A 20,332-nucleotide genomic window follows, 5' to 3' on the forward strand; every position below is an offset into this window, starting at 1 on the left:
CCATCATCCTTGCACCATGACAGCACAAACCGATCGTCCCTCCATCTCGGCCCATGATCGCATCCTGGACGCAGCCGAGGAACTGATCTGCACCGGTGGAATCGCTGGCTTCACGCTCGATGCCGTTGCTCACGCGGCAGGGCTCAGCAAAGGCGGCCTTCTATACCACTTCAGCTCCAAGGACAGTCTGATCTCGGGCCTGCAACGCCGCATGGCCTCGCGGCTCGAGCAGACGCTCCGGGACGCGGAGCGTCAACGGGAGCCGATCCTGGAGGCGTTCATCCGCGAATTGCGCCAGGACTACGAATCGGGCGGGCGTCGGTTTGCACCGCTGCTCCTGGCGCGTGAGCAGCAGGACCCATGCCATGAATTGCAGGCTTTGATGACCTGTCTCGTGCGGCAAAGCGGTCGGGAAGGCACGGAAGCGACCCTGCTCCTGTTGGCGGCCCTTGGGATGGTGCTCTCCAGTCTAGCCCGACTGCCCTGCATCAATTCGCAACAGGCTGCGGAACTCTTTGACGAGATGCTGGCAATTTGTAGCAAGTAGCCGAAGTGGGATCGGTCCGGACCGGAACAGGGCCAAGGGTGAGATCAAGGCCCGATTCTGCGCAAGGGCTCTTCTTCACGGGCGCTCGCCCAATTCTCGGGAAGTAGTCGGAACGACGGCCGCGATGTGCTATCGTTCTTCTGCTCCTCGGTGCTGAGCGACTTCCGAGGCTCGCCGATCGCTTCCGCTACGGTCTCGAACATTGCCTTGAGATGCGGCGATGGGGCTTTAGATAAATCCCCCGTGCCTCGGTATGCGAGAATCTCATCGTCGAACAACGGTCAACGCCGGTCGCCTCGACTAGGCTATTGAGCCGGTTGCAGGACGATTCTGAGCTATGCAGTGAATCGGCGATGGTGGATCTGCATTCCCTGGGCGCGATACGTGGAAATTCCTTTCAGCGTGCCGTCTGAAAACCAAGGCCGCAGTGGACGTTCCTGAGGGTGATTGGCCTGCGCCAACTCAAATATTGAGTGCGCTCGTGCAGATATGAGGTGTCATGCGGCTCTTCATCGGACTCCTCCTCACGGCTGTCGCAGGCTGGGTGGATGCCATTGGATTTCTGCAACTCGCTGGGCTCTATACGTCCTTCATGAGCGGAAACACCACGCAACTCGGTGTCAGCCTCGGAACGACGGGCGGATTTGCCCGCATTCTGCCATTGGCCCTTGTCGCTGCATTCTTCACTGGGGCTTTTACGGGCAACCTGTTGGCCTTGCTGTCGGGCCGCTGGTGCCTGCCAACGGTTCTTGGGATGGTTGCCTGCCTCGTCGGCCTCGCCTTCTGGATCTTCGGCTCAGGCGAAGCGGTTCATGGCGTGTCTCTGCTTCTATCCGGAGCCATGGGAGCTCAAAACGCAGCCTTGCGGCAGGTGAAAGGCGTTCACGCAGGGACGACCTATGTGACCGGCACCCTCTTCAGCGCGGGGCGGGATCTCGCTGCGGCTGTTCTGGGGAAGGGGCCTCGCTGGAGATGGCTTCTTCACGTCGCGGTCTGGCTCTTCCTGATGGCAGGCGCAGCAGGCGGAGCCGCCACGTTCGGCCACGCCGGTCGATGGTCCCTCGGCCTCCCGGCGATCCTATTGGCTTTGCTGACGGGCACGGCATTGATCTGGGTGTGGCGTGCGAATCCGAAAGCGGAGAGTTGAATTGTTCCGCTTGATGTCCGTGAACCTTCACGCAACAAAACTCAATGCAAGCGCTGAAGCCGGATAACGCAGAATGCAGGTCCGGACAGAGGCGCGATTGACAGAGCGCACTGCAACAGCGGCAAGGCAACGAGAGCAAAACCGGCAATAAGGAAGCGAGACTGCTCGCCACCGGAACGCATCCACGCGCCTCTCGTTGCCCGGTTGGCTGTCCAGGACGGCAGCCGAAAGGTGTTGATCGACAAGGAGCCACGCTATGGCCGATAAAGACCGTTGGAGGAACGAGCAGGAGCACCACAGCTATCGCGAAGATGATCGCGAGGGCTGGCGTGAAGAAGATTACCGTCGCGGTGGCCGCGGGGGTGGGTACCGTGGCGGCTACGGCCGCGGATCGGATGAAGGCTATAATGCCCAGCGGGGCCTTGGTGCTGGGAGTTCCGGATATGACCGGACTCAGGCTCGCGGTGGCTATCGCGGCGACCAAGACGCTGAAAGCATGAGCGACCTGTATGGTCGCGGTGCCTATGGCAGCGTCTATCGCGAGCGCGATTTGGTGGATCCGCGCGGCGGGCTCTACCATGGAGGCGGATATGGCGCTGAAGGATATGGCAGCGCATATCAGGATTATGGACGCGGCAGGCCTAACCGTGACTTTGGAGGCAACGACTACAACCGCGGTTTCTACGGTGCCGATCAGGGACGGGGTGGTCGCGCGCGTGGACCTCATCGGGACAGCTGGGGCTATCGCGGCGAGCGAAGCGGCTGGGATCGCTTCAGCGATGAGGTATCGTCCTGGTTCGGCGACGATGAAGCGGCACGTCGCCGCGAACAGGATGCCCGCCAGGGCGATCAAGGTGCGCAGCATCACCGTGGCCGTGGTCCCAAGGGCTATACCCGCTCCGATGAGCGTATCCGCGAGGACGTCAGCGACCGTCTGACGGACGATCCTTTCGTGGATGCTTCCGAGATCGAGGTAAGCGTCTCGAGCTGCGAAGTGACGCTGTCCGGTACGGTCGACAGCCGGGAGGCCAAGCACAGGGCAGAAGACTGTGCGGAGCGCGTATCGGGCGTGCGGCACGTCCAGAACAACCTACGGGTCCAGCAGTCGGGCATGGGGCAGGGCACCGCCGAGGGCGCCGCAGGGAGCGCAGGGGCCGTCAGCACGACGGCGGACATGAGCGGTACAGGTCGTCAGAGGGCGGGTACGAACACCTAGCGCATCGTGCGAAGAAGTGGGAACCGGTTCTTCGCGAAGAACGATGCTTCATCAAAGATGAGAGCAAGCATTCTGATCTCGTCAGAATACTTGCTCTAAGTCGAGGCGTCCGGGCGCAGCACGACTGCGCCCACTTCTCACCATCAGCCTCCTTGGAGATCGCCATGACTACAATGAAGGCAGTCCGCATACATCGCTTCGGTGGACCCGAGGTGTTGATGCTCGATGATGTACCCTGGCCCCAGCCGAAGGATGACGAGGTTCTCGTACGAGTCCATGCGGCCAGTGTGAATCCAGTCGACTACAAAATCCGAGCCGGCTCCTACACGGTAAAGGATGATCAGCTTCCGTATACTCTCGGGCGTGACCTCTCGGGGACGGTCGAGCTTCTGGGAACGCGCGCCCACACCCTCAAGGTAGGCGATCCGATCTTTGCGTTCATCGGTGTGGATCGAGGAACCTATGCCGAATACGCCGTGGTCAAAGCCATGGAGATGGCCGCCAAACCTGAGACGATCGACCATGTGCAGGCGGCCGCCGTGCCTCTCGCCGGCCTGACGGCCTGGCAGGGCCTGTTCGATCATGGTCAGTTGCAGGCTGGGCAACGTGTTCTCGTTCATGGTGGGGCAGGGGGAGTTGGTCACTTCGCCATCCAGTTTGCCAAGGCTAAGGGTGCGACTGTTCTGACCACTGCGTCAGGCACTGACCTCGATTTCGTGCGCGAACTCGGTGCGGACGAGGCCATCGATTACAAAGCCGACCGTTTTGAAGACCGTGCACGCGACATCGACGTTGTGTTCGATCTGGTCGCCGGAGAAACCCAGGACCGCTCCTGGAGCGTACTGAAGGAGGGCGGCATTCTGGTCTCGACATTGGGCGCGCCTCCAGCTGAGAAAGCAGAACAGCACAAGGTTCGTGCCGCAGGGTATCGGGCTCGTCCGAATCCGGCGCAGCTGAGCGAGATCGGACAGCTGATCGATGGTGGTCAGGTGCAGGTCGCCGTCGCCCGGACGTTCGCGCTCGCGGATGCAGGTGCAGCGCAGACATATCTGGAACAGGAGCATGTGCGCGGAAAGGTCGTTCTGCAGGTCGCCGACAAGACCTGACGGGGCTCCTGGCGGCCGATGAATGGTTCAGTCAGCCAGGAACGGAATTGCTCATGGAGATCAGCCAACGACGCACAAGCGACCAAGCGATCAGATGGGAGCACTCTAACCAGCACTGAGAGCATCGGACCAAAATGGGCTTCCACAGGTGAACATTACCAGGCACGAGCAGTTTTCGACTGAGCAGCTCGCCTCACCGCTGCAGAACAGGAATGTGGAATGAGCGATCATCTCTGGATACCTGATCACGCAGGCAGCACCCCTCTACCCCCACGCAGAGCAATCCTAGTCGGTGGGATCGCGGCTGCGGCCTTCGCGGGCACCGCCGCCGCGCAGTCACCGGAGAACGCTCCCACTGCAGGTCCGGTCAGGCCTGGGCGCGGCTCGCAGCTCACGGGCAAGATCGGCGTGGTCACCGGGGCGGCCCGTGGGATTGGACGGGCCATCGCCGTTGAGCTGGCGGCCAATGGGGCCGACGTCGCAGCGATTGACATCTGCGGCTTTGTCTCGCCCGCATCCAACGCTGCTCCCGCCACGCCAGAGGATCTTGCGGAGACGATACGGCAGGTGCAGGCAACCGGCCGGCGCGCGCTCGCCATCCAGGCCGATATCCGCAATATCGAAGCGCTTCGGGAAGCGGCTGATCGTGTCGAGGCTGAGCTTGGTCAGATCAACGTGGTCGTGGCCAACGCGGCCATTCAGCGGTGGAAACCGCTTCTCGAGATGGATGACTCGGATTGGCGCGACGTGATCGACAACAATCTGAACGGCACGGCCAACACCATCCGGGCCTTCGCGCCCAAGATGGTGACCCGAAAGTCCGGTCGGATCATCGTGTTGTCGTCAATGCAGGGCAAGCACGGGACCAAGGATGCGAGCTCCTATTCGGCGTCGAAATGGGGCATTCTCGGACTCATGAAGAGCGCCGCAATAGAACTCGGCCCACATGGCATAACTGTCAATGCGCTGATCCCAGGTCTCGTCGATACGCCGCTGACCCATTACGAAACCCGGTACCGGGAAGCGATTGCCGAAACCCAGTCCAATCCACCCGAGCATCCCACCCCCGAGCAAGTCTGGAACGCGAGAAAGGTCCAGGTACCACTGAAAGTGGGTTGGCTGCGGCCGGAGGATGTCTCGCCGGCCGCTGTCTTTCTGGCATCCGATGCCGCTGCGATGGTCACTGGTGCCGAGTACGAGGTCACAGGCGGAGACAGCGCGCATAACGTGTAAGTTCACACAGGCCGCTTTCCGCACGATGCGCTACAGCATCGGACGTGACATCGAACCCACATCCAAGGCAGTCAGTCTATGGTCTCGAGCATCTTTTCACGCAGAACCGGTTCCCCCGTCTTGCGTTCGATGCTCGCGTATCCACAACAATCCTCTCAACGGTGGGCTGGAGCGCGCTTCCACCTGGACCGACCGACAAATCGGAGCCCATCATCGGGGCGACCCGCGCGGGACAATGCTAGGCAATGGTCCCGAGAGGAAGGGACGATCCTTCGGAATTGGTGCGCGGAAGCAGAGCGGTATGAGTAAGTTCGTCCGGTCGGCGAACTTGAGCGCCGAGCTGACCATCGATGCCCATTGCCGTATCGGGCGCGTGCAGTAGGTTATCCGGGACAGCCCTTGGGAAGATCCGTCTGGAGGGTGCCCAGGCAATGAAGTATGTATCTGTCATGCGACATTCTCCATGACCTCGTCTATGGATAAGCCCTCCGCCTGAAGGCGCCACATGGTATCGAACACGCCGCCACGCTGGCGCAGTTCCGCCGCGGTTCCGTCCTCCACGATCTGCCCTCCCTTGACGACGATGATGCGATCAAAGGCTGTGAGCGTGGAGAGGCGGTGGGCAACCGCAATAACCGTGCGACCGCGCATGAGGCGCACGAGCGAGCGCTGAATCTCCATTTCCGATTCCGTATCGAGCGCCGAGGTCGCTTCGTCCAGAATGATGATGGGAGCATTCTTCAGGAATGCCCGCGCAATGCCGATCCGCTGGCGCTGGCCACCGGAGAGCTTCATGCCTCGCTCCCCGACGAGCGTATTGTAGCCTTCGGGAGTGGCACGAATGAAGCTGTCGCAGCACGCGGCGCGGGCGGCTGCATAGACCTCCTCGTCGCTCGCGTCCGGTCTGGCGAAGCGGATATTCTCCATGAGGGTGCGGTGAAACAGGGTGATCTCCTGGGGCACCACGGCCAGTGCCGCACGAAGAGAGTCCTGCCGGACTTCGGTGAGACGCTGTCCGTCGATGAGGACTTCACCGGATTGCACGTCGTACAATCTCTGCAGCAAGTGGATCAGGGTGGACTTTCCTGCCCCTGACGGACCGACGATCCCGACCTTCTGGCCAGCCGGAATCCGCAAATTCAATCTATGAACGGCATCGGATCTGGTATTTCCGTAGGAGAAGCTCACGTCCCGGAACTCCACAGAGCCGCCGCGGGCGACGAGGGGTGTGGCATTCGGGGCGTCGATGACGGATTGCGGCTGTGCGATCACCCGCAATGTGTCCTCGATATATCCCACGTATTGCGCGGTTTCGACGAGCGAAAGGGCCAGGTCCCGGGAGCTGTTGAGAATGCGGAAGGTCAGGGTCGATACGACCACCACGTCGCCGGGTGTAATATCGCCAAGGTCCCAAAGATATACAGCCCAAGACAGCATTCCGCCCGCCATCCCCCACAGGGCGACGTCATGCAGGGCGCGTGCCTTCTCAAGGTAGAGCCAGCTGCGGCGCTGCGCGACGGCCTCCTCCCGGAAGCCCTGGCCGAGGCGCTCCGCCTCCCGGGTCCGGGCCGAGAAGGACTTGACTGCCCACATATTGGTAATCACGTCCACGAGGCCGCCCGCCACGGTCCCGGCGTGACCTGCATATGTCCGATGCAGAGGCCGCCCTCGCTCGCCGAACCAGACGAGCCCGCCGGTAACGGCTGTCACGAAGATGGCAAGGACAAGCATCATGCGCCAATCGACCGTCAGAAACACGATCAATGCGCCAATGAACTCTATGCAGGGCGGAAGGATGCGCCACACGATCGTATTCGTGAGGGCCCCGAAATTGCCGGCTGTTGCAGTCAAACGCTGCCCGAGTGAGCCCGCCAGATTATCGGCGAAGTAGCGCATGGGCTGACCGTTCAGATAGTTGAACAGGTCGAGGCGCATGGTCACGCCGACGCCGAGAGTGGTTCGGCAGGCGAGCCAGCCTGTGATGCGCCACAGAATGCCTTCGCCGGCAATGAAGGTCACGAACAGGATGAGGGCGGACCAAACTGCCGCGTTCGCCTCGCGGGGACCCGCCATTGCGTTGACGAGGAGCTTCATGACGTATTGTACAGCCACCGCGCATCCTGCGGCTCCAACGACGGTGAAGAACAACGCGCCGAACTGCCACGGGCGGCCGCCGATATAGTGAAGAACGAACCGGTAGGGCCCCTGCAGAAAGGTGGATGGCTCCGCCGTGGGCCGATCCGGGTGAGCCATGGCAGCGCTCGACCGGCTAAGTCCGGCGTTGATCAAGGGACTCGCTTCCCGCCACATCAATCCTACTCCGCTGCGACCGAGGACACAGGGCCGCTATCGCCGGTGTCGAACACATCAAAAAGGGCCCGCTGCTGTTGCAGCTCACGAGCAAGCCGAGGGAAAACCGCACGGCGCCCATGCCCGTCAGGTTCGGTCAGGAGGCCGACGCTGCAGGTGCGCTCGTTATCCCAGCCAGGGTAGTCCGCGACCGGGTAGAGACAGATACCCTCGATCGGAACACCCACGTCCAGGGCAGCATGCACTTCCGAGCAGACATAATGAAACCAGGAGCAGCGGCCACACCCCTCAGCACCGGTTTCTGCGACGAGAAGCGGACGCCGATACCGCAGATGGACCTCCTCCAGCAAACTGTGCAGAGGCCGGTATGCATGGTGTCCCATGGGAATCGTCGAGCCGCCGTGATACCATTGATTGTCGGGATAATAGTTAAGCCCGACGATATCGAGGTAATCCAGCGTGCCGCCCAATCCGGGCTCCTTGGCACCGCACAAGATGTCGAGCGCCTCGAACTGAGCCTGCTGGTAGGTTTGTGCGCTTTTGACGTATTCTGCATCGCCGATGCCCGCTTCCACATTGATCAGGGGTTCCGCCGTGATGAATCGTGCCCTCGGGTCGACGGCGCGAATGGCATCAACGGCCGCGATCGTGGCGCGCACGAGTTGGCGCTTGAGCTCCGCGCCCCGGCCCCGGCAACAGGGGTTGAAACGACCCATTTCGCCGCCAGCCCAAGCCCAGAAAGATATTTCGTTCACGGGACAGTATACGGGCACATGGCGGCTTTCCTCCTTAGTCAACCGGGCTACCGCGGAGGCAAAGCGCGCAAATCGATCAATGAAGACAGGGGACCAGATGTCGAGATGGTCGGGATAGCCATAGTGGCACAGGTCCCAGATAATGCGCGTTTCGATAGCCTCAGCGGCCCTTAGCATCGGCAGAAAGCTGCTCCAGTCGTAGCAGCCCGGCATCGTCTCGATGAGATGCCACCGCAAGCCATCCCGGACAGCCCGTATTCCATGCCGCGCGAGGACCTCGTAATCCTTCGCCGCAAGTCGGTCATGCTGTGTGCTTGCCAGGAGATCAAGCCTGCGCCCGTCGCCGCGCCAGTGACTTGAACATTCGAATCCACCCAGGATGAAGCTCCCGAATACAGAAGCGCGATCAGATGAAATCATTGGCGTGATTGCTCCGACCCTGCACAAACGTGGGTAAGCGTGAGTTGTTGGAAACTTGTACGGTATAGCGAGCAACAAATGGCGGACTATACCGTGTTCACACACAAACTTAGCTGGGTCGCAACCCGGCTACCAACGAAGTGCGTTCCGCATTGTTCCTGTACCGTTTCGATAGCTTTTGGCCGTTCCCTGTTCATGTTGAATAGAGAACGGAACGCTCGGTATCGGTGTTACTCCAGAAGAGTACGCAACGTGCGCGGCCACGCTTCTCATAGGTTGATGCGAGTATCACGACGAGTTCCCAGCATGCCGTTGAATTTGTCAGGATTGCGAGGATCGATCGGTAAAAGACCGGAATACGATGTCGGGCAGAGAACAGACAATTCCTTCGAACTGCCTGAAAATGGCAGAAGCTCCTTCTAAGAAGAATCTCTCATGCTGGAAGCGTTTCATTCCTGATCAGGACGCTCTTTTGAGGGAAGTGGTGTTACCGACTCCGATCCTAGGCGCGATGAGCAGCACTTGGTTGGATCCTCACCAGCACCCTTTTGAATGGCCAGACGGATAAGCTGATGAGAGAAGAGGTTCAGCTTGCACCGAAATTCAAGCCGACCAGCGCCGGGAGGCTGTCAGGAGCTCTGAAGAAGGCCGGCGTTCTCGTTCCCAACGTCGTTCTCGATTGCGAGGATAGAGAGATCCTCGGAACACCCTTCTACATCATGGATCGTCTCGAGGGGCGTGTCTTTCATGACGGTGCTCTTCCTGGCGGGTCGAGCGACGAGCGTCGACACATGTACCGTTCTCATGCTCAGGCTCTGGCGGCTCTTCACAACGTCGATCCGGCAAGCGTCGGCCTCTCGGATTACGGAAAGAGCGGCAACTATTTCGCCCGCCAGATAGGGCGCTGGACGAGACAGTGGGAGCTTTCCCGGACCCGCACGGATGCCAATATCGACCGGCTGATCGAATGGCTTCCGAAGACCATTCCCGAGGACGATGCTACGGTCGTGACGCATGGCGACTTTCGGATCGGTAACATTATGATCCATCATTGGGAGCCCCGGGTGATCGCAATCCTCGATTGGGAATTGTCCACATTGGACACCCTCTGGCGGATTTGGCTCATGCCTGCATGGGGTGGCGTTCCGCCCCGCACGAGTACGGCGGGTTGATCGGCCTGAACCTGACTGCTCTTGGCATTCCGAGTGAGGCCGAGTTCACCGAAGCCTACTATGAAGCGGCCCGTCACAGGCTCAGGATGAACCGCTTTCACATGGCCTTCGCGCTTTTCCGCTTTGCCGTCATTTTCGAGGGAATTGCGGCGCGGGCGAGGGCCGGCAATGCCGCTGATGCCAATGCTGCAGCCATCAGTCCTCTGGCGGCGAGCTTCGCGCAACATGCCGTTGATGCGCCGGGCCGCGACCCATAGTCTTGGCCCGGCGCATCGTGCGGACCCGGCGGGCCGAGCGAAAAGTGGGCCCGGTTTTCCGCTAAACGATGCGCTGCCCTATAGCGGCAGCTTCGCCTCGCATGTCTGCTTGCAGCCAAAAGCTACGATCGAATGTCCTTGAGTTGATATGGCACGATGTTTCGGCTGTCAGGATTGACGTCGATCCCCTTGTCGAAGGGCGGTATTGCACGCTGAGGGCAATCTGATCTGTCGCAAAGCCTGCAGCTGATTCCGATCTTGACGACTGCCCTAGGGTTACGCGCGTCGATGACGTCCGAATAGACGAACTCGTTCGCGTGCGCCAGTTCGCATCCAAATCCGACCGCATAGCGAAGACGAACCGAGTCGAAACGCCCCCCTCCCTTCGTAATCGCATGAGCAACCGACAGGTACTGATCGCCATCCGGCATCTCGGCAATCTGGACAAGGAAGCGATCTGGCGCTTCGAACGCCTCATGGATGTTCCAGATTGGACAGGCCCCGCCATACCGCGCAAACTGAAGTCGTGTTGCACTATGGCGCTTCGTAATGTTTCCGGCGCGATCCACCCGCAGGAAGTACATCGGGACGCCTTCATTCCCAGGTCGCTGAAGGGTAGAGAGCCGATGGCACACCTGCTCGATGCTGACACCGAACCGAGCTGCGAGGCGCTCCACGTCATGCCTCGTCCGGCGTGCCTCTTCGGCAAAGCGGGCATACGGCATGAGCAAGGCGCCGGCGAAATAGTTCGCCAAGGCTGCGGTGCAGACAGCCCCGGCATCCGTCCCCTGAAAAGAGGCGTCAGCCACAACCGCCTCGATGGCGTCAGAGAAGGCAAGGATCGCCAGATGGCGCGCGACGGCGAAAGCGAGTGTCGCTCGAGGCAATGTGTCGTTCAGCAACAGCACTCTGCGAGCGCGGTCCAAATTGCTGACGAAGGATGTGCCGTCAGACGGCGAAATGCGTGACACCGATATGTGATAGTTCGTCTCAAGATAGCACGAGAGGCGATTCAGCAAGCTATCCGGACCTTCGGCAATCCGGGATGAGAGGGCCTCGGCTGCTCGATCAAGGGAATCGACATAATTGCCAATAAAGTGGAAGAAATCCCTGACCTCTTCGAAAGCGGATTGCCGGCTGCCGAAATTTCCTTCGGTGGCCCGTAGCGCGTCGTCCAGTGAGCGGTACTTTTCCTCGACCTTTCGATAGACTCTGTGAAGGTCGATCAGGGCCCGTCCTAGCTTTGGCGCATGAAGCGCGGCGTTTCTGAGCTCCTGGAGCGGAATATCGAGACCGCTGAAGACCGGATCTCCGAGCACTTCCCGAAGCGTTGCCGCCAATCGAATGTTGTCGTCGCTGGAAAAGGCCGAGACATCGACCCGCAGGACACGCGCCAGCTCTACGATCACTGTCCCGGAGAGGCTTCGCTGGTTCGTCTCGATCTGGCTCATGTAGCTGGACGAGACGCCAATCCGCCTGGCCAGGTCGATCTGCGTGAGCCCACGCGCCTCCCGCAAATCGCGGATCGCCGCGCCAGCATAGATCTTTCGCTTCATGCAATTATGCCAACTTCACATTCTTGCATATTCACATGAAAAATCTTGTCTCCGCAAGCTGTATTGAGGAGAGAACATCACAAACACGTTTACTTCATCGTCTCTACTCCGGCTTGCCGAGGAAAGGTCCAATCATGAAAGACATTCTCGAACGGCTTGAGGAGCGGCGGGGGCAGGCCCGCCTCGGCGGCGGCGCCAAGCGCATTCAGGCGCAGCATGGCCGCGGCAAGCTCACGGCGCGCGAGCGCCTCGAGCTGTTGCTCGACACGGGCTCGTTCGAGGAGTTCGACATGTTCGTCGAGCACCGCTCGGCGGATTTCGGCATGGACAAGGCCAAGATCCCGGGCGACGGCGTCGTCACCGGCTGGGGCACGGTCAACGGCCGCACGGTCTTCGTCTTCGCCAAGGATTTCACCGTGTTCGGCGGCTCGCTCTCCGAAGCCCATGCCCAGAAGATCACCAAGATCCAGGACATGGCTCTCAAGATGCGCGCTCCGATCGTGGGCCTGTTCGATGCCGGCGGCGCCCGCATCCAGGAGGGCGTGGCCGCGCTCGGCGGTTACGGCGAGGTGTTCCGGCGCAACGTGATCGCCTCCGGGGTGATCCCGCAGATCTCGGTCATCATGGGCCCGTGCGCGGGTGGCGACGTCTATTCGCCGGCCATGACCGACTTCATCTTCATGGTGCGCGACCGCTCGTACATGTTCGTCACCGGCCCCGACGTGGTCAAGACCGTCACCAACGAGACCGTCACGGCCGAGGAGCTCGGCGGCGCCAAGGTCCACACCACCAAGTCGTCGGTCGCCGACGGCGCCTACGACAACGACGTCGAGGCGCTGCTGCAGGTGCGCCGCCTGCTCGACTTCCTGCCCGCCAACAACATGGACGGCGTGCCGGAAATCCCGAGCTTCGACGACCCGGACCGGGTGGACGCCAGCCTCGACACGCTGATCCCGGACCATCCCAACAAGCCCTACGACATGAAGGAGCTGATCCTGAAGGTCGTGGACGAGGGCGACTTCTTCGAGCTCCAGGAGGCGTATGCCAAGAACATCCTGACCGGCTTCGGGCGCCTCGAGGGCCGCACGGTGGGGTTCGTGGCCAACCAGCCGATGGTGCTGGCGGGCGTGCTCGACTCGGATGCCTCGCGCAAGGCGGCGCGCTTCGTGCGCTTTTGCGACGCGTTCAACATCCCGATCGTCACCTTCGCGGACGTGCCGGGGTTTCTGCCCGGCACGGCGCAGGAATATGGCGGCCTGATCAAGCACGGCGCGAAGCTGCTGTTTGCCTATGCGCAGGCGACGGTGCCGCTGGTGACGGTGATCACGCGCAAGGCCTTTGGCGGGGCCTATGACGTGATGGCGTCCAAACATATCGGCGGCGACGTCAACTATGCCTGGCCATCGGCGCAGATTGCCGTGATGGGAGCCAAGGGCGCGGTGGAGATCATCTTCCGCCAGGATCTGGGCGATGCCGACAAGATCGCGGCGCGGACCAAGGAATACGAGGACCGCTTCATGTCGCCGTTCGTGGCGGCCGAGCGCGGCTATATCGACGAGGTGATCATGCCGCATTCGACCCGCCGGCGGATTGCCCGGGCGCTCGCCATGCTGCGGCACAAGGAAACCGAGCAGCCCTGGAAGAAACACGACAACATTCCGCTGTAGAGGGGGGAGAGTATGAGTGACAGCAGAAATGAAACTACAGAAGTCTCCTTCGACGCGGTCGCCAAACTTCTGTGGGACGTTGGTGAGCTTGGTAACGGTAGAGATGAAGCGCACAGCCGTATCGACGAGATGTCCCGGCTCCTCTGGTCCATCAGTGAACGAAATTCAGACGAGCGCGCGGCCGCCCCTTCAACGTTCGCGAGCTGACTGCTCCCATTATGGCCTGTGAACTATTCTCGAACTGCCCTGCCGGCCCATCGTTCCTCCTTCCCTTGGATAGACCTGATTCATGTTCGACAAGATTCTGATTGCGAACCGCGGCGAGATCGCGTGCCGGGTGATCAAGACCGCCCGGCGCATGGGCCTCAAGACGGTGGCGGTCTATTCCGAGGCCGATCGCGACGCCCTGCACGTCGAGATGGCCGACGAGGCCGTCCCGATCGGCCCGGCCGCGGCCGCCCAGTCCTATCTCGCGATCGAGAAGATCGTCGCGGCCTGCCAGGCGACCGGCGCCCAGGCGGTCCATCCCGGCTACGGCTTCCTGTCCGAGCGCGAGGCCTTCGCCACCGCCCTGGCCGAGGCCGGCATCGTGTTCATCGGGCCTCATCCCGGCGCGATCGCCGCCATGGGCGACAAGATCGCGTCCAAGAAGGCCGCCGCCGCCGCCGGGGTCTCGACCGTGCCGGGTTATCTCGGCGTGATCGACGGCCCCGACCAGGCGGTCGCGATCGCCGACGAGATCGGCTACCCGGTGATGATCAAGGCCTCGGCCGGCGGCGGCGGCAAGGGCATGCGCATCGCCCATGCCGCCGCCGAGGTCGCCGAGGGCTTCGCGCGCGCCAAGTCGGAGGCGGCCTCATCGTTTGGCGACGACCGCGTCTTCATCGAGAAGTTCATCACCGATCCGCGCCACATCGAGATCCAGGTGCTCGGCGACAAGCACGGCCACGTGATCTTTCTCGGCGAGCGCGAATGCTCGATCCAGCGCCGCAACCAGAAGGTCATCGAGGAGGCGCCCTCGCCGCTGCTCGACGCGGCCACCCGCCGCCGCATGGGCGAGCAGGCGGTGGCGCTCGCCAAGGCGGTCGGCTACGATTCCGCCGGCACCGTCGAGTTCGTCGCCGGCCAGGACAAGGCGTTCTACTTCCTCGAGATGAACACCCGCCTGCAGGTCGAGCATCCGGTGACCGAGATGATCACCGGCATCGATCTCGTCGAGGAGATGATCCGGGTCGCGGCCGGCGAGCCGTTGCGCCTGCGCCAGGCCGACGTGCGGCTTAGCGGCTGGGCGGTGGAAAGCCGCATCTATGCCGAGGATCCGGTGCGCAACTTCCTGCCCTCGACCGGCCGCCTCGTCACCTACCGGCCGCCGCCGGAGGGCACGGCGGATGGCGTGAGCGTGCGCACCGACACCGGCGTCGATGAGGGCGGCGAGATCTCGATCCATTACGATCCGATGATCGCCAAGCTGGTGACGCATGCGCCGACCCGCGCGCAGGCGATCGCCGCCCAGGCGCAGGCGCTCGATGCCTTCGCGATCGCCGGCATCCGCCACAACATTCCGTTCCTCTCGGCGCTGATGCAGCACCCGCGCTGGAAGAGCGGCAAGCTCTCGACCGGCTTTCTCGCCGAGGAGTTCCCGCACGGCTTCACGGTGCCGGCGCCGGAGGGCGCGGTGGCGCTTCGCATGGCGGCCGTGGCGGCGGCGATCGATCACCTCATGAACGAGCGCAAGCGCCAGATCTCGGGCCAGCTGCGCCCGGCCGCCGCGCTCCGGTTCGAGCGGGAGCGGGTCGTGCTGCTCGGCGCCGCCCGGTACGACGTGGTGATCGAGGACCGCGACGGCGGCGTTGCCGTGGTGCTCGACGGCCAGTCCTGGCCGGTGGTGTCGGCCTGGCGGCCGGGCGAGCCGGTCTGGACCGGCACGGTCGGGGGCGAGGCCATCGCCGTGCAGGTGCGGCCGCTCCTCAACGGGGTGGCGCTGGCGCATGCGGGCGCGGCGGCCGAGGTGCGGGTCTATACCCGGCGCGAGGCGGAGCTGGCCGCGCTGATGCCGGCGCGCCAGGAGGCGGATACGGGCAAGCGGCTGCTGTGCCCGATGCCCGGCCTGGTGAAGGCGATCAGCGTCAGCCCCGGCCAGGAGGTCAAGGCGGGCGAGCCGTTGTGCATCGTCGAGGCGATGAAGATGGAAAACGTGCTGCGCGCCGAGCGCGACGGCACCATCGCCAAAATTCACGCCAAGGAAGGCGATAGCCTCGCCGTCGATGCCACCATCATGGAGTTTGCGTAATGGTGGCGATGGACGATGTGTCTTTTGCCGCTGATTTTCCTGCCGCCACCCGCGAGCAGTGGCTTGCGCGGGTCGAGGCCGTGCTGAAGGGAGCCGATTTCGTCCAGACGCTGGTCGCGCGCAGCCAGGACGGGCTTGCGATCGAGCCGCTCTATCCCAAGGCCGAGGGCGCGGCCGGGATCGCGCGCGCCGAGGCCGGGCGCTGGCGGGTGGCGCAGCGGATGGACCATCCCGAGCCCGCCACGGCCCGCGATCTCGCCCTCGCCGATCTCGACGGCGGCGCGGACGCGCTGACCCTGGTCACCCGCCACGCCCCGGCCGCGCGCGGCTTCGGCGTCGCGGCCGCCACGCCCGCAGCCCTCGACCAGGCGCTCGCCGAGATCCGGCTCGACCTGATCCATCTGCGCCTCGATGCCGGCGGCCACGGCCGGGTCATGGCCGAGCGCCTCGTCGCGCTGGCCGAACAGCGCGGGCACAGGCTCGCCGAGCTCTCGCTCGATCTCGGCCTCGATCCGCTCGGTGCGATGGCCGCGCTGGGACACCTCTCCGCGCCCTGGGACGCGGTGGCGGCCCGCATGGGCGCGGTGCTCGCGGATCTGAGCGCAAAAGGCTTTGCCGGCCGGGCCTTCCTGGCCGACGGGCGCGCCTACCACGAGGCGGGCGCGAGCGAGGCGCAGGAGCTGGCGGCGGTGCTGGCGACCGCGCTGACCTATCTGCGCGCGCTTGAGGCGCAGGGCCATTCCCTCGATGCCGCGCGCCAGAGCCTGGCCTTCCTGCTGGTGGCGGATGCCGACGAGTTCCTGACGGTCGCGAAGTTCCGGGCGCTGCGCCGGCTCTGGGCCCGGATCGAGCAGGCCTGCGGCCTGGCGCCGCGCCCGCTGCGCCTGCACGCGGAGACCGCCTGGCGCATGACCACGCGGCGCGATCCGTGGGTGAACCTGCTGCGCGCCACGCTCGCCACCTTCGCGGCCGGGATCGGCGGCGCGGATGCGATCACGGTGCTGCCGTTCACGGCGGCGCTGGGCCTGCCCGATGCGTTGGCGCGCCGGCTGGCGCGCAACACCCAGCTGATCCTGCTCGAGGAAGCCCAGCTCTGGCGCGTGGCCGATCCGGCCGCCGGCGCCGGCGGCTTCGAGGCGCTCACCGAGGGCTTGTGCGAGCGCGCCTGGGGCCTGTTGCAGGCGCTCGAGCGCGAGGGCGGCCTGGTCGCGAGCCTGCAGCAGGGCGCGCTGCAGGGCCGGATCGCGGCGGTGCGCGCCCGGCGCGAGCGGGCGGTTGCGACCGGCCAGGAGCCGATCACCGGCACGAGCGCGTTCCCGAACCTGCACGAGGCGCCGGTGGCGGTGCTGCGGCCGGCCGTTCCTGCGCCGCCGCCGCAGCCCGGCCCGGCCGCCGTGACGGTGACGCCGCTGCCGTCGCGGCGCACGGCTGAAGGCTTCGAGCGCCTGCGCGACTGGGCGGACGCGCATCTGGCCCGGACGGGCGCGCGCCCGAGAGTGTTTCTGGCCAATCTCGGGCCGGTCTCCGCGTTCACGGCCCGGGCGAGCTTTGCCAAGAACGTCTTCGAGGCCGGCGGCATCGAAGCCCTGATGAATGATGGATTTCCGGCTCCTCATGCCCTTACAGCTGCCTTTGCTGCATCAGGCTCGCAGATCGTCTGCATCTGTTCATCGGATGAGGTTTATTCTGGACCAGCTGAGGCCGCAATCACGCCGAACGAGACAGCAGCTGAAGAAGCAGCTCGAGAACTGAAGAGGGCAGGGGCCTCGCTCGTGTATATGGCTGGACGTCCGGTCCTTCGCGAGGATGCACTCCGCTTGGCGGGGGTTCAAGATTTTATCCACTACGGATGCGATGTGTTGGCTGCAGTCGCTTCGATCCGTTCAGCCATTGAGGAACCCACCTCAAATCGAGGAGAGGGCAGAGTTCAATGACACGCATACCGGATTTTTCGCAGCTTGGCTGGGCGGGTGGTTTGCAGGTCTCGCCCGCTGGGCCGGCCGCACCGGAGGGTGCGGCGTGGCTGACGCCGGAGGGCATCGCCGTGAAGGGCTCGTACGGCCCGGCCGACCGGGCCGGGATCGACTTTCTCGACACCTTTCCGGGGCTGGCCCCGTATCTGCGCGGGCCCTACCCGACCATGTACGTCACCCAGCCCTGGACCGTGCGCCAGTATGCCGGCTTCTCCACCGCCGAGGCCTCCAACGCCTTCTACCGCCGCAACCTCGCGGCCGGCCAGAAGGGCCTCTCGGTCGCCTTCGACCTTGCCACCCATCGCGGCTACGATTCCGACCATCCCCGCGTCGCCGGCGATGTCGGCATGGCCGGCGTCGCCATCGACGCGCTCGACGACATGCGCACCCTGTTCGCCGGCATCCCGCTCGACCGCATGAGCGTCTCGATGACCATGAACGGCGCCGTGCTGCCGATCCTGGCGCTCTTCATCGTGGCGGCCGAAGAGCAGGGCGTGCCGGCCGAACAGCTCGCCGGCACGATCCAGAACGACATCCTCAAAGAGTTCATGGTGCGCAACACCTACATCTACCCGCCGCAAGGCTCGATGCGCATCATCTCCGACATCTTCGCCTACACCGCGGCCCATATGCCGAAGTTCAACTCGATCTCGATCTCCGGCTACCACATGCAGGAGGCCGGCGCGACCCAGGACCTCGAGCTCGCCTACACGCTCGCCGACGGCGTCGAATACATCCGCGCCGGCCTCGCCGCCGGGCTTGCCATCGACCAGTTCGCGCCGCGGCTGTCGTTCTTCTGGGCGATCGGCATGAACTTCTTCATGGAGGTCGCCAAGTTGCGCGCCGCGCGCCTGCTCTGGGCCAAGCTCGTCAACGGCTTTAATCCGCAATCCGAGAAGTCGCTTCCTCTGCGCACCCACAGCCAGACCTCGGGCTGGTCGCTGACCGCCCAGGACGTGTTCAACAACGTGGTGCGCACCTGTGTCGAGGCGATGGCGGCGACGCAAGGCCATACGCAGTCGCTGCACACCAACGCGCTCGACGAGGCGCTCGCACTGCCCACCGACTTCTCGGCCCGGATCGCCCGCAACACGCAGCTGTTTCTGGCCCAGGAAAGCGGCACCACCCGGATCATCGACCCGTGGGGCGGCTCCTATTACGTCGAGCGCCTGACCAGGGAACTCGCCGCCACGGCCTGGCGCCATATCCAGGAGGTGGAGGCGCTCGGCGGCATGGCGAAGGCGATCGAGGCGGGCATCCCCAAGCTGAAGATCGAGGAAGCCGCCGCCCGCACCCAGGCGCGCATCGATTCCGGCCACCAGAAGATCATTGGCGTGAACGCCTTCCGTCCCACGGACGAGGCTTCCATCGACATCCTGAAGGTCGACAACGCGGCCGTGCGTGCGCAGCAGATCGAGAAGCTGAAAAAGCTGCGCGCCGAGCGCAACCAGACGGAGGTGGATGCAGCCCTCGACGCCTTGTCCCAGGGCGCGGCCGGCACCGGCAACCTGCTCGACTTAGCGGTCAAAGCCGCACGGGCGAAAGCAACGGTGGGCGAGATCTCGGCCGCGCTCGAGCGGGTCTGGGGCCGCCACCGGGCCGAGATCCGGGCGATTGCCGGCGTCTACAAGCGGGAGGTCGGGACCGCCTCGCCGGCGGTGGAGACGGTGCGCCGGCGGGTGGCGGCATTCGAGCACGCCGACGGCCGCCGGCCGCGCATTCTGGTCGCCAAGATGGGCCAGGACGGGCACGACCGCGGCCAGAAGGTGATCGCCTCGGCGTTTGCCGATCTCGGCTTCGACGTCGACATCGGGCCGCTGTTTGCGACCCCGGCGGAGGCCGCGCGCCAGGCGGTCGAGAACGACGTGCACATCGTCGGGGTGTCGTCGCTGGCGGCCGGGCACCTGACCCTGGTGCCGGAGCTGCGGCGGGAGCTGGCGCAGTTCGGGCGCGAGGACATCATGATCGTGGTCGGCGGCGTGATCCCGCCGCAGGATTTCGCGGCGCTCTACCAAGCCGGCGCCGCGGCGATCTTCCCGCCCGGCACGGTGATCGCGGACGCCGCCGTCACCCTCATCGACGATCTCAACCGCCGCCTCGGATACGGCCCCAATCACGCCGCGGAGTGAGCGGAACAAACGGCGTCGTGATTGTCCGATCGTCCCTCCCGTGAATCGCTGGAATTCGACGTCGTGATTGTCGGCGCCAGCCCTGCAGGTCGGGCGCCGACGACCGGGCTCACGCAGTAGGCGGAGCTCTTCGTCGCGATGGTCGAGAAATGATGGCCGAGAAAGAGGCTGCCATGATCCTGGAAGGTCAGGCGTGCGCCTCCACTCGCATGCTGGCATGTGCTTGAGGCACGTGTCGGTATCCGGGTGGCCGATACAATCCGTTGGTTATCGAGGCGATGGGCCGAGCCGTAGGACATGGAGACGCTCCTGGGCGCGCAGAGAGCCAGGGGCGCCCATCTTCCGGGTCTCCGATTACGGTCTCGTCGGGGACCTCTTCATGATCCCGCCCCAACTCAACGGCGCTCTTGGTGCGGACCGCCTGACTCGGAGAACCTGACATATGTGCAGCGTACAGCTGTACAGCTGCCTGCGTGCGCGCATATTCGGGCCCCGACCGCGGCATTCGTTTCCCTTGTGCATTCGGGAGTTGGTCATGCCGAACGGGAGGCGGG

At 63.8% G+C, this 20,332-nt stretch carries 15 protein-coding genes; 12 read left to right on the plus strand and 3 right to left on the minus strand.

The window, feature by feature from the left end; translation table 11 throughout:
• The first annotated feature begins 16 nt into the window (after positions 1–16).
• The 6 genes from AB8841_RS00095 (at position 17) to AB8841_RS00120 (ending at position 5,249) form a co-directional block, all read left to right on the plus strand.
• Positions 17–547 (plus strand): TetR/AcrR family transcriptional regulator, encoded by a 531-nt coding sequence (locus AB8841_RS00095; protein ID WP_370433854.1) that lies wholly within the window; start codon positions 17–19, stop codon positions 545–547.
• Positions 548–1,046: 499 nt separating this feature from the next.
• Complete coding sequence (locus tag AB8841_RS00100) at positions 1,047–1,694, plus strand: YoaK family protein (RefSeq protein ID WP_370433855.1); 648 nt, start codon at positions 1,047–1,049, stop codon at positions 1,692–1,694.
• 329 nt (positions 1,695–2,023) lie between these two features.
• Positions 2,024–2,194, plus strand: a complete 171-nt coding sequence (locus AB8841_RS00105; protein WP_370433856.1) for a hypothetical protein — start codon at positions 2,024–2,026, stop codon at positions 2,192–2,194.
• The gene (locus AB8841_RS00110; protein WP_370433857.1) at positions 2,191–2,910 is read left to right on the plus strand and encodes a BON domain-containing protein; all 720 of its coding nucleotides are present in this window, start codon (positions 2,191–2,193) and stop codon (positions 2,908–2,910) included. The genes AB8841_RS00105 and AB8841_RS00110 overlap by 4 nt, the downstream gene beginning before the upstream one ends.
• 152 nt (positions 2,911–3,062) lie before the next feature.
• Complete coding sequence (locus AB8841_RS00115) at positions 3,063–4,016, plus strand: NADP-dependent oxidoreductase (protein ID WP_370433858.1); 954 nt, start codon at positions 3,063–3,065, stop codon at positions 4,014–4,016.
• 219 nt (positions 4,017–4,235) lie between these two features.
• On the plus strand, positions 4,236–5,249 hold the full coding sequence (locus tag AB8841_RS00120) for an SDR family NAD(P)-dependent oxidoreductase (RefSeq protein ID WP_370433859.1): 1,014 nt from the start codon (positions 4,236–4,238) through the stop codon (positions 5,247–5,249).
• Between the two features lie 447 nt (positions 5,250–5,696).
• Here the strand turns inward: AB8841_RS00120 and AB8841_RS00125 are convergent, their stop codons facing one another.
• Together AB8841_RS00125 and AB8841_RS00130 are read right to left on the minus strand one after the other, a co-directional pair.
• Positions 5,697–7,502, minus strand: coding sequence for an ABC transporter ATP-binding protein (locus tag AB8841_RS00125; protein WP_370433860.1), 1,806 nt, complete (start codon positions 7,500–7,502; stop codon positions 5,697–5,699).
• Positions 7,503–7,564: 62 nt separating this feature from the next.
• On the minus strand, positions 7,565–8,551 hold the full coding sequence (locus AB8841_RS00130; RefSeq protein ID WP_370433861.1) for a beta-glucosidase: 987 nt from the start codon (positions 8,549–8,551) through the stop codon (positions 7,565–7,567).
• A 755-nt stretch (positions 8,552–9,306) separates the two neighbouring features.
• Here AB8841_RS00130 and AB8841_RS00135 point away from each other — a divergent pair.
• Both AB8841_RS00135 and AB8841_RS00140 read left to right on the plus strand, forming a co-directional pair.
• Positions 9,307–9,906: a phosphotransferase family protein gene (locus AB8841_RS00135; protein WP_370433862.1), complete on the plus strand. Its 600-nt coding sequence runs from the start codon at positions 9,307–9,309 to the stop codon at positions 9,904–9,906.
• Positions 9,903–10,163, plus strand: coding sequence for a hypothetical protein (locus AB8841_RS00140; RefSeq protein WP_370433863.1), 261 nt, complete (start codon positions 9,903–9,905; stop codon positions 10,161–10,163). Before AB8841_RS00135 ends, AB8841_RS00140 begins: the two co-directional genes overlap by 4 nt.
• A gap of 122 nt (positions 10,164–10,285) precedes the next feature.
• Here the strand turns inward: AB8841_RS00140 and AB8841_RS00145 are convergent, their stop codons facing one another.
• Positions 10,286–11,719 (minus strand): short-chain fatty acyl-CoA regulator family protein, encoded by a 1,434-nt coding sequence (locus AB8841_RS00145; RefSeq protein ID WP_370433864.1) that lies wholly within the window; start codon positions 11,717–11,719, stop codon positions 10,286–10,288.
• 134 nt (positions 11,720–11,853) lie between these two features.
• Here AB8841_RS00145 and AB8841_RS00150 point away from each other — a divergent pair, with 134 nt between their 5' ends.
• From AB8841_RS00150 to scpA, 4 genes are all read left to right on the plus strand, one after another.
• Positions 11,854–13,386 carry an acyl-CoA carboxylase subunit beta gene (locus AB8841_RS00150; RefSeq protein ID WP_370433865.1) on the plus strand — a complete coding sequence of 511 codons (1,533 nt, stop codon included), beginning with the start codon at positions 11,854–11,856 and terminating at the stop codon, positions 13,384–13,386.
• Between the two features lie 289 nt (positions 13,387–13,675).
• Positions 13,676–15,676 (plus strand): acetyl-CoA carboxylase biotin carboxylase subunit, encoded by a 2,001-nt coding sequence (locus AB8841_RS00155; RefSeq protein WP_370433866.1) that lies wholly within the window; start codon positions 13,676–13,678, stop codon positions 15,674–15,676.
• Positions 15,676–17,610, plus strand: coding sequence for a methylmalonyl-CoA mutase family protein (locus tag AB8841_RS00160; RefSeq protein ID WP_370433867.1), 1,935 nt, complete (start codon positions 15,676–15,678; stop codon positions 17,608–17,610). Before AB8841_RS00155 ends, AB8841_RS00160 begins: the two co-directional genes overlap by 1 nt.
• Positions 17,607–19,778, plus strand: coding sequence for a methylmalonyl-CoA mutase (scpA, locus tag AB8841_RS00165; protein ID WP_370433868.1), 2,172 nt, complete (start codon positions 17,607–17,609; stop codon positions 19,776–19,778). Before AB8841_RS00160 ends, scpA begins: the two co-directional genes overlap by 4 nt.
• Positions 19,779–20,332: the final 554 nt, after the last annotated feature.

Origin of the sequence: Microvirga sp. TS319 (genome assembly GCF_041276405.1) — a bacterium.
In the GTDB taxonomy this organism is placed as follows: domain Bacteria; phylum Pseudomonadota; class Alphaproteobacteria; order Rhizobiales; family Beijerinckiaceae; genus Microvirga.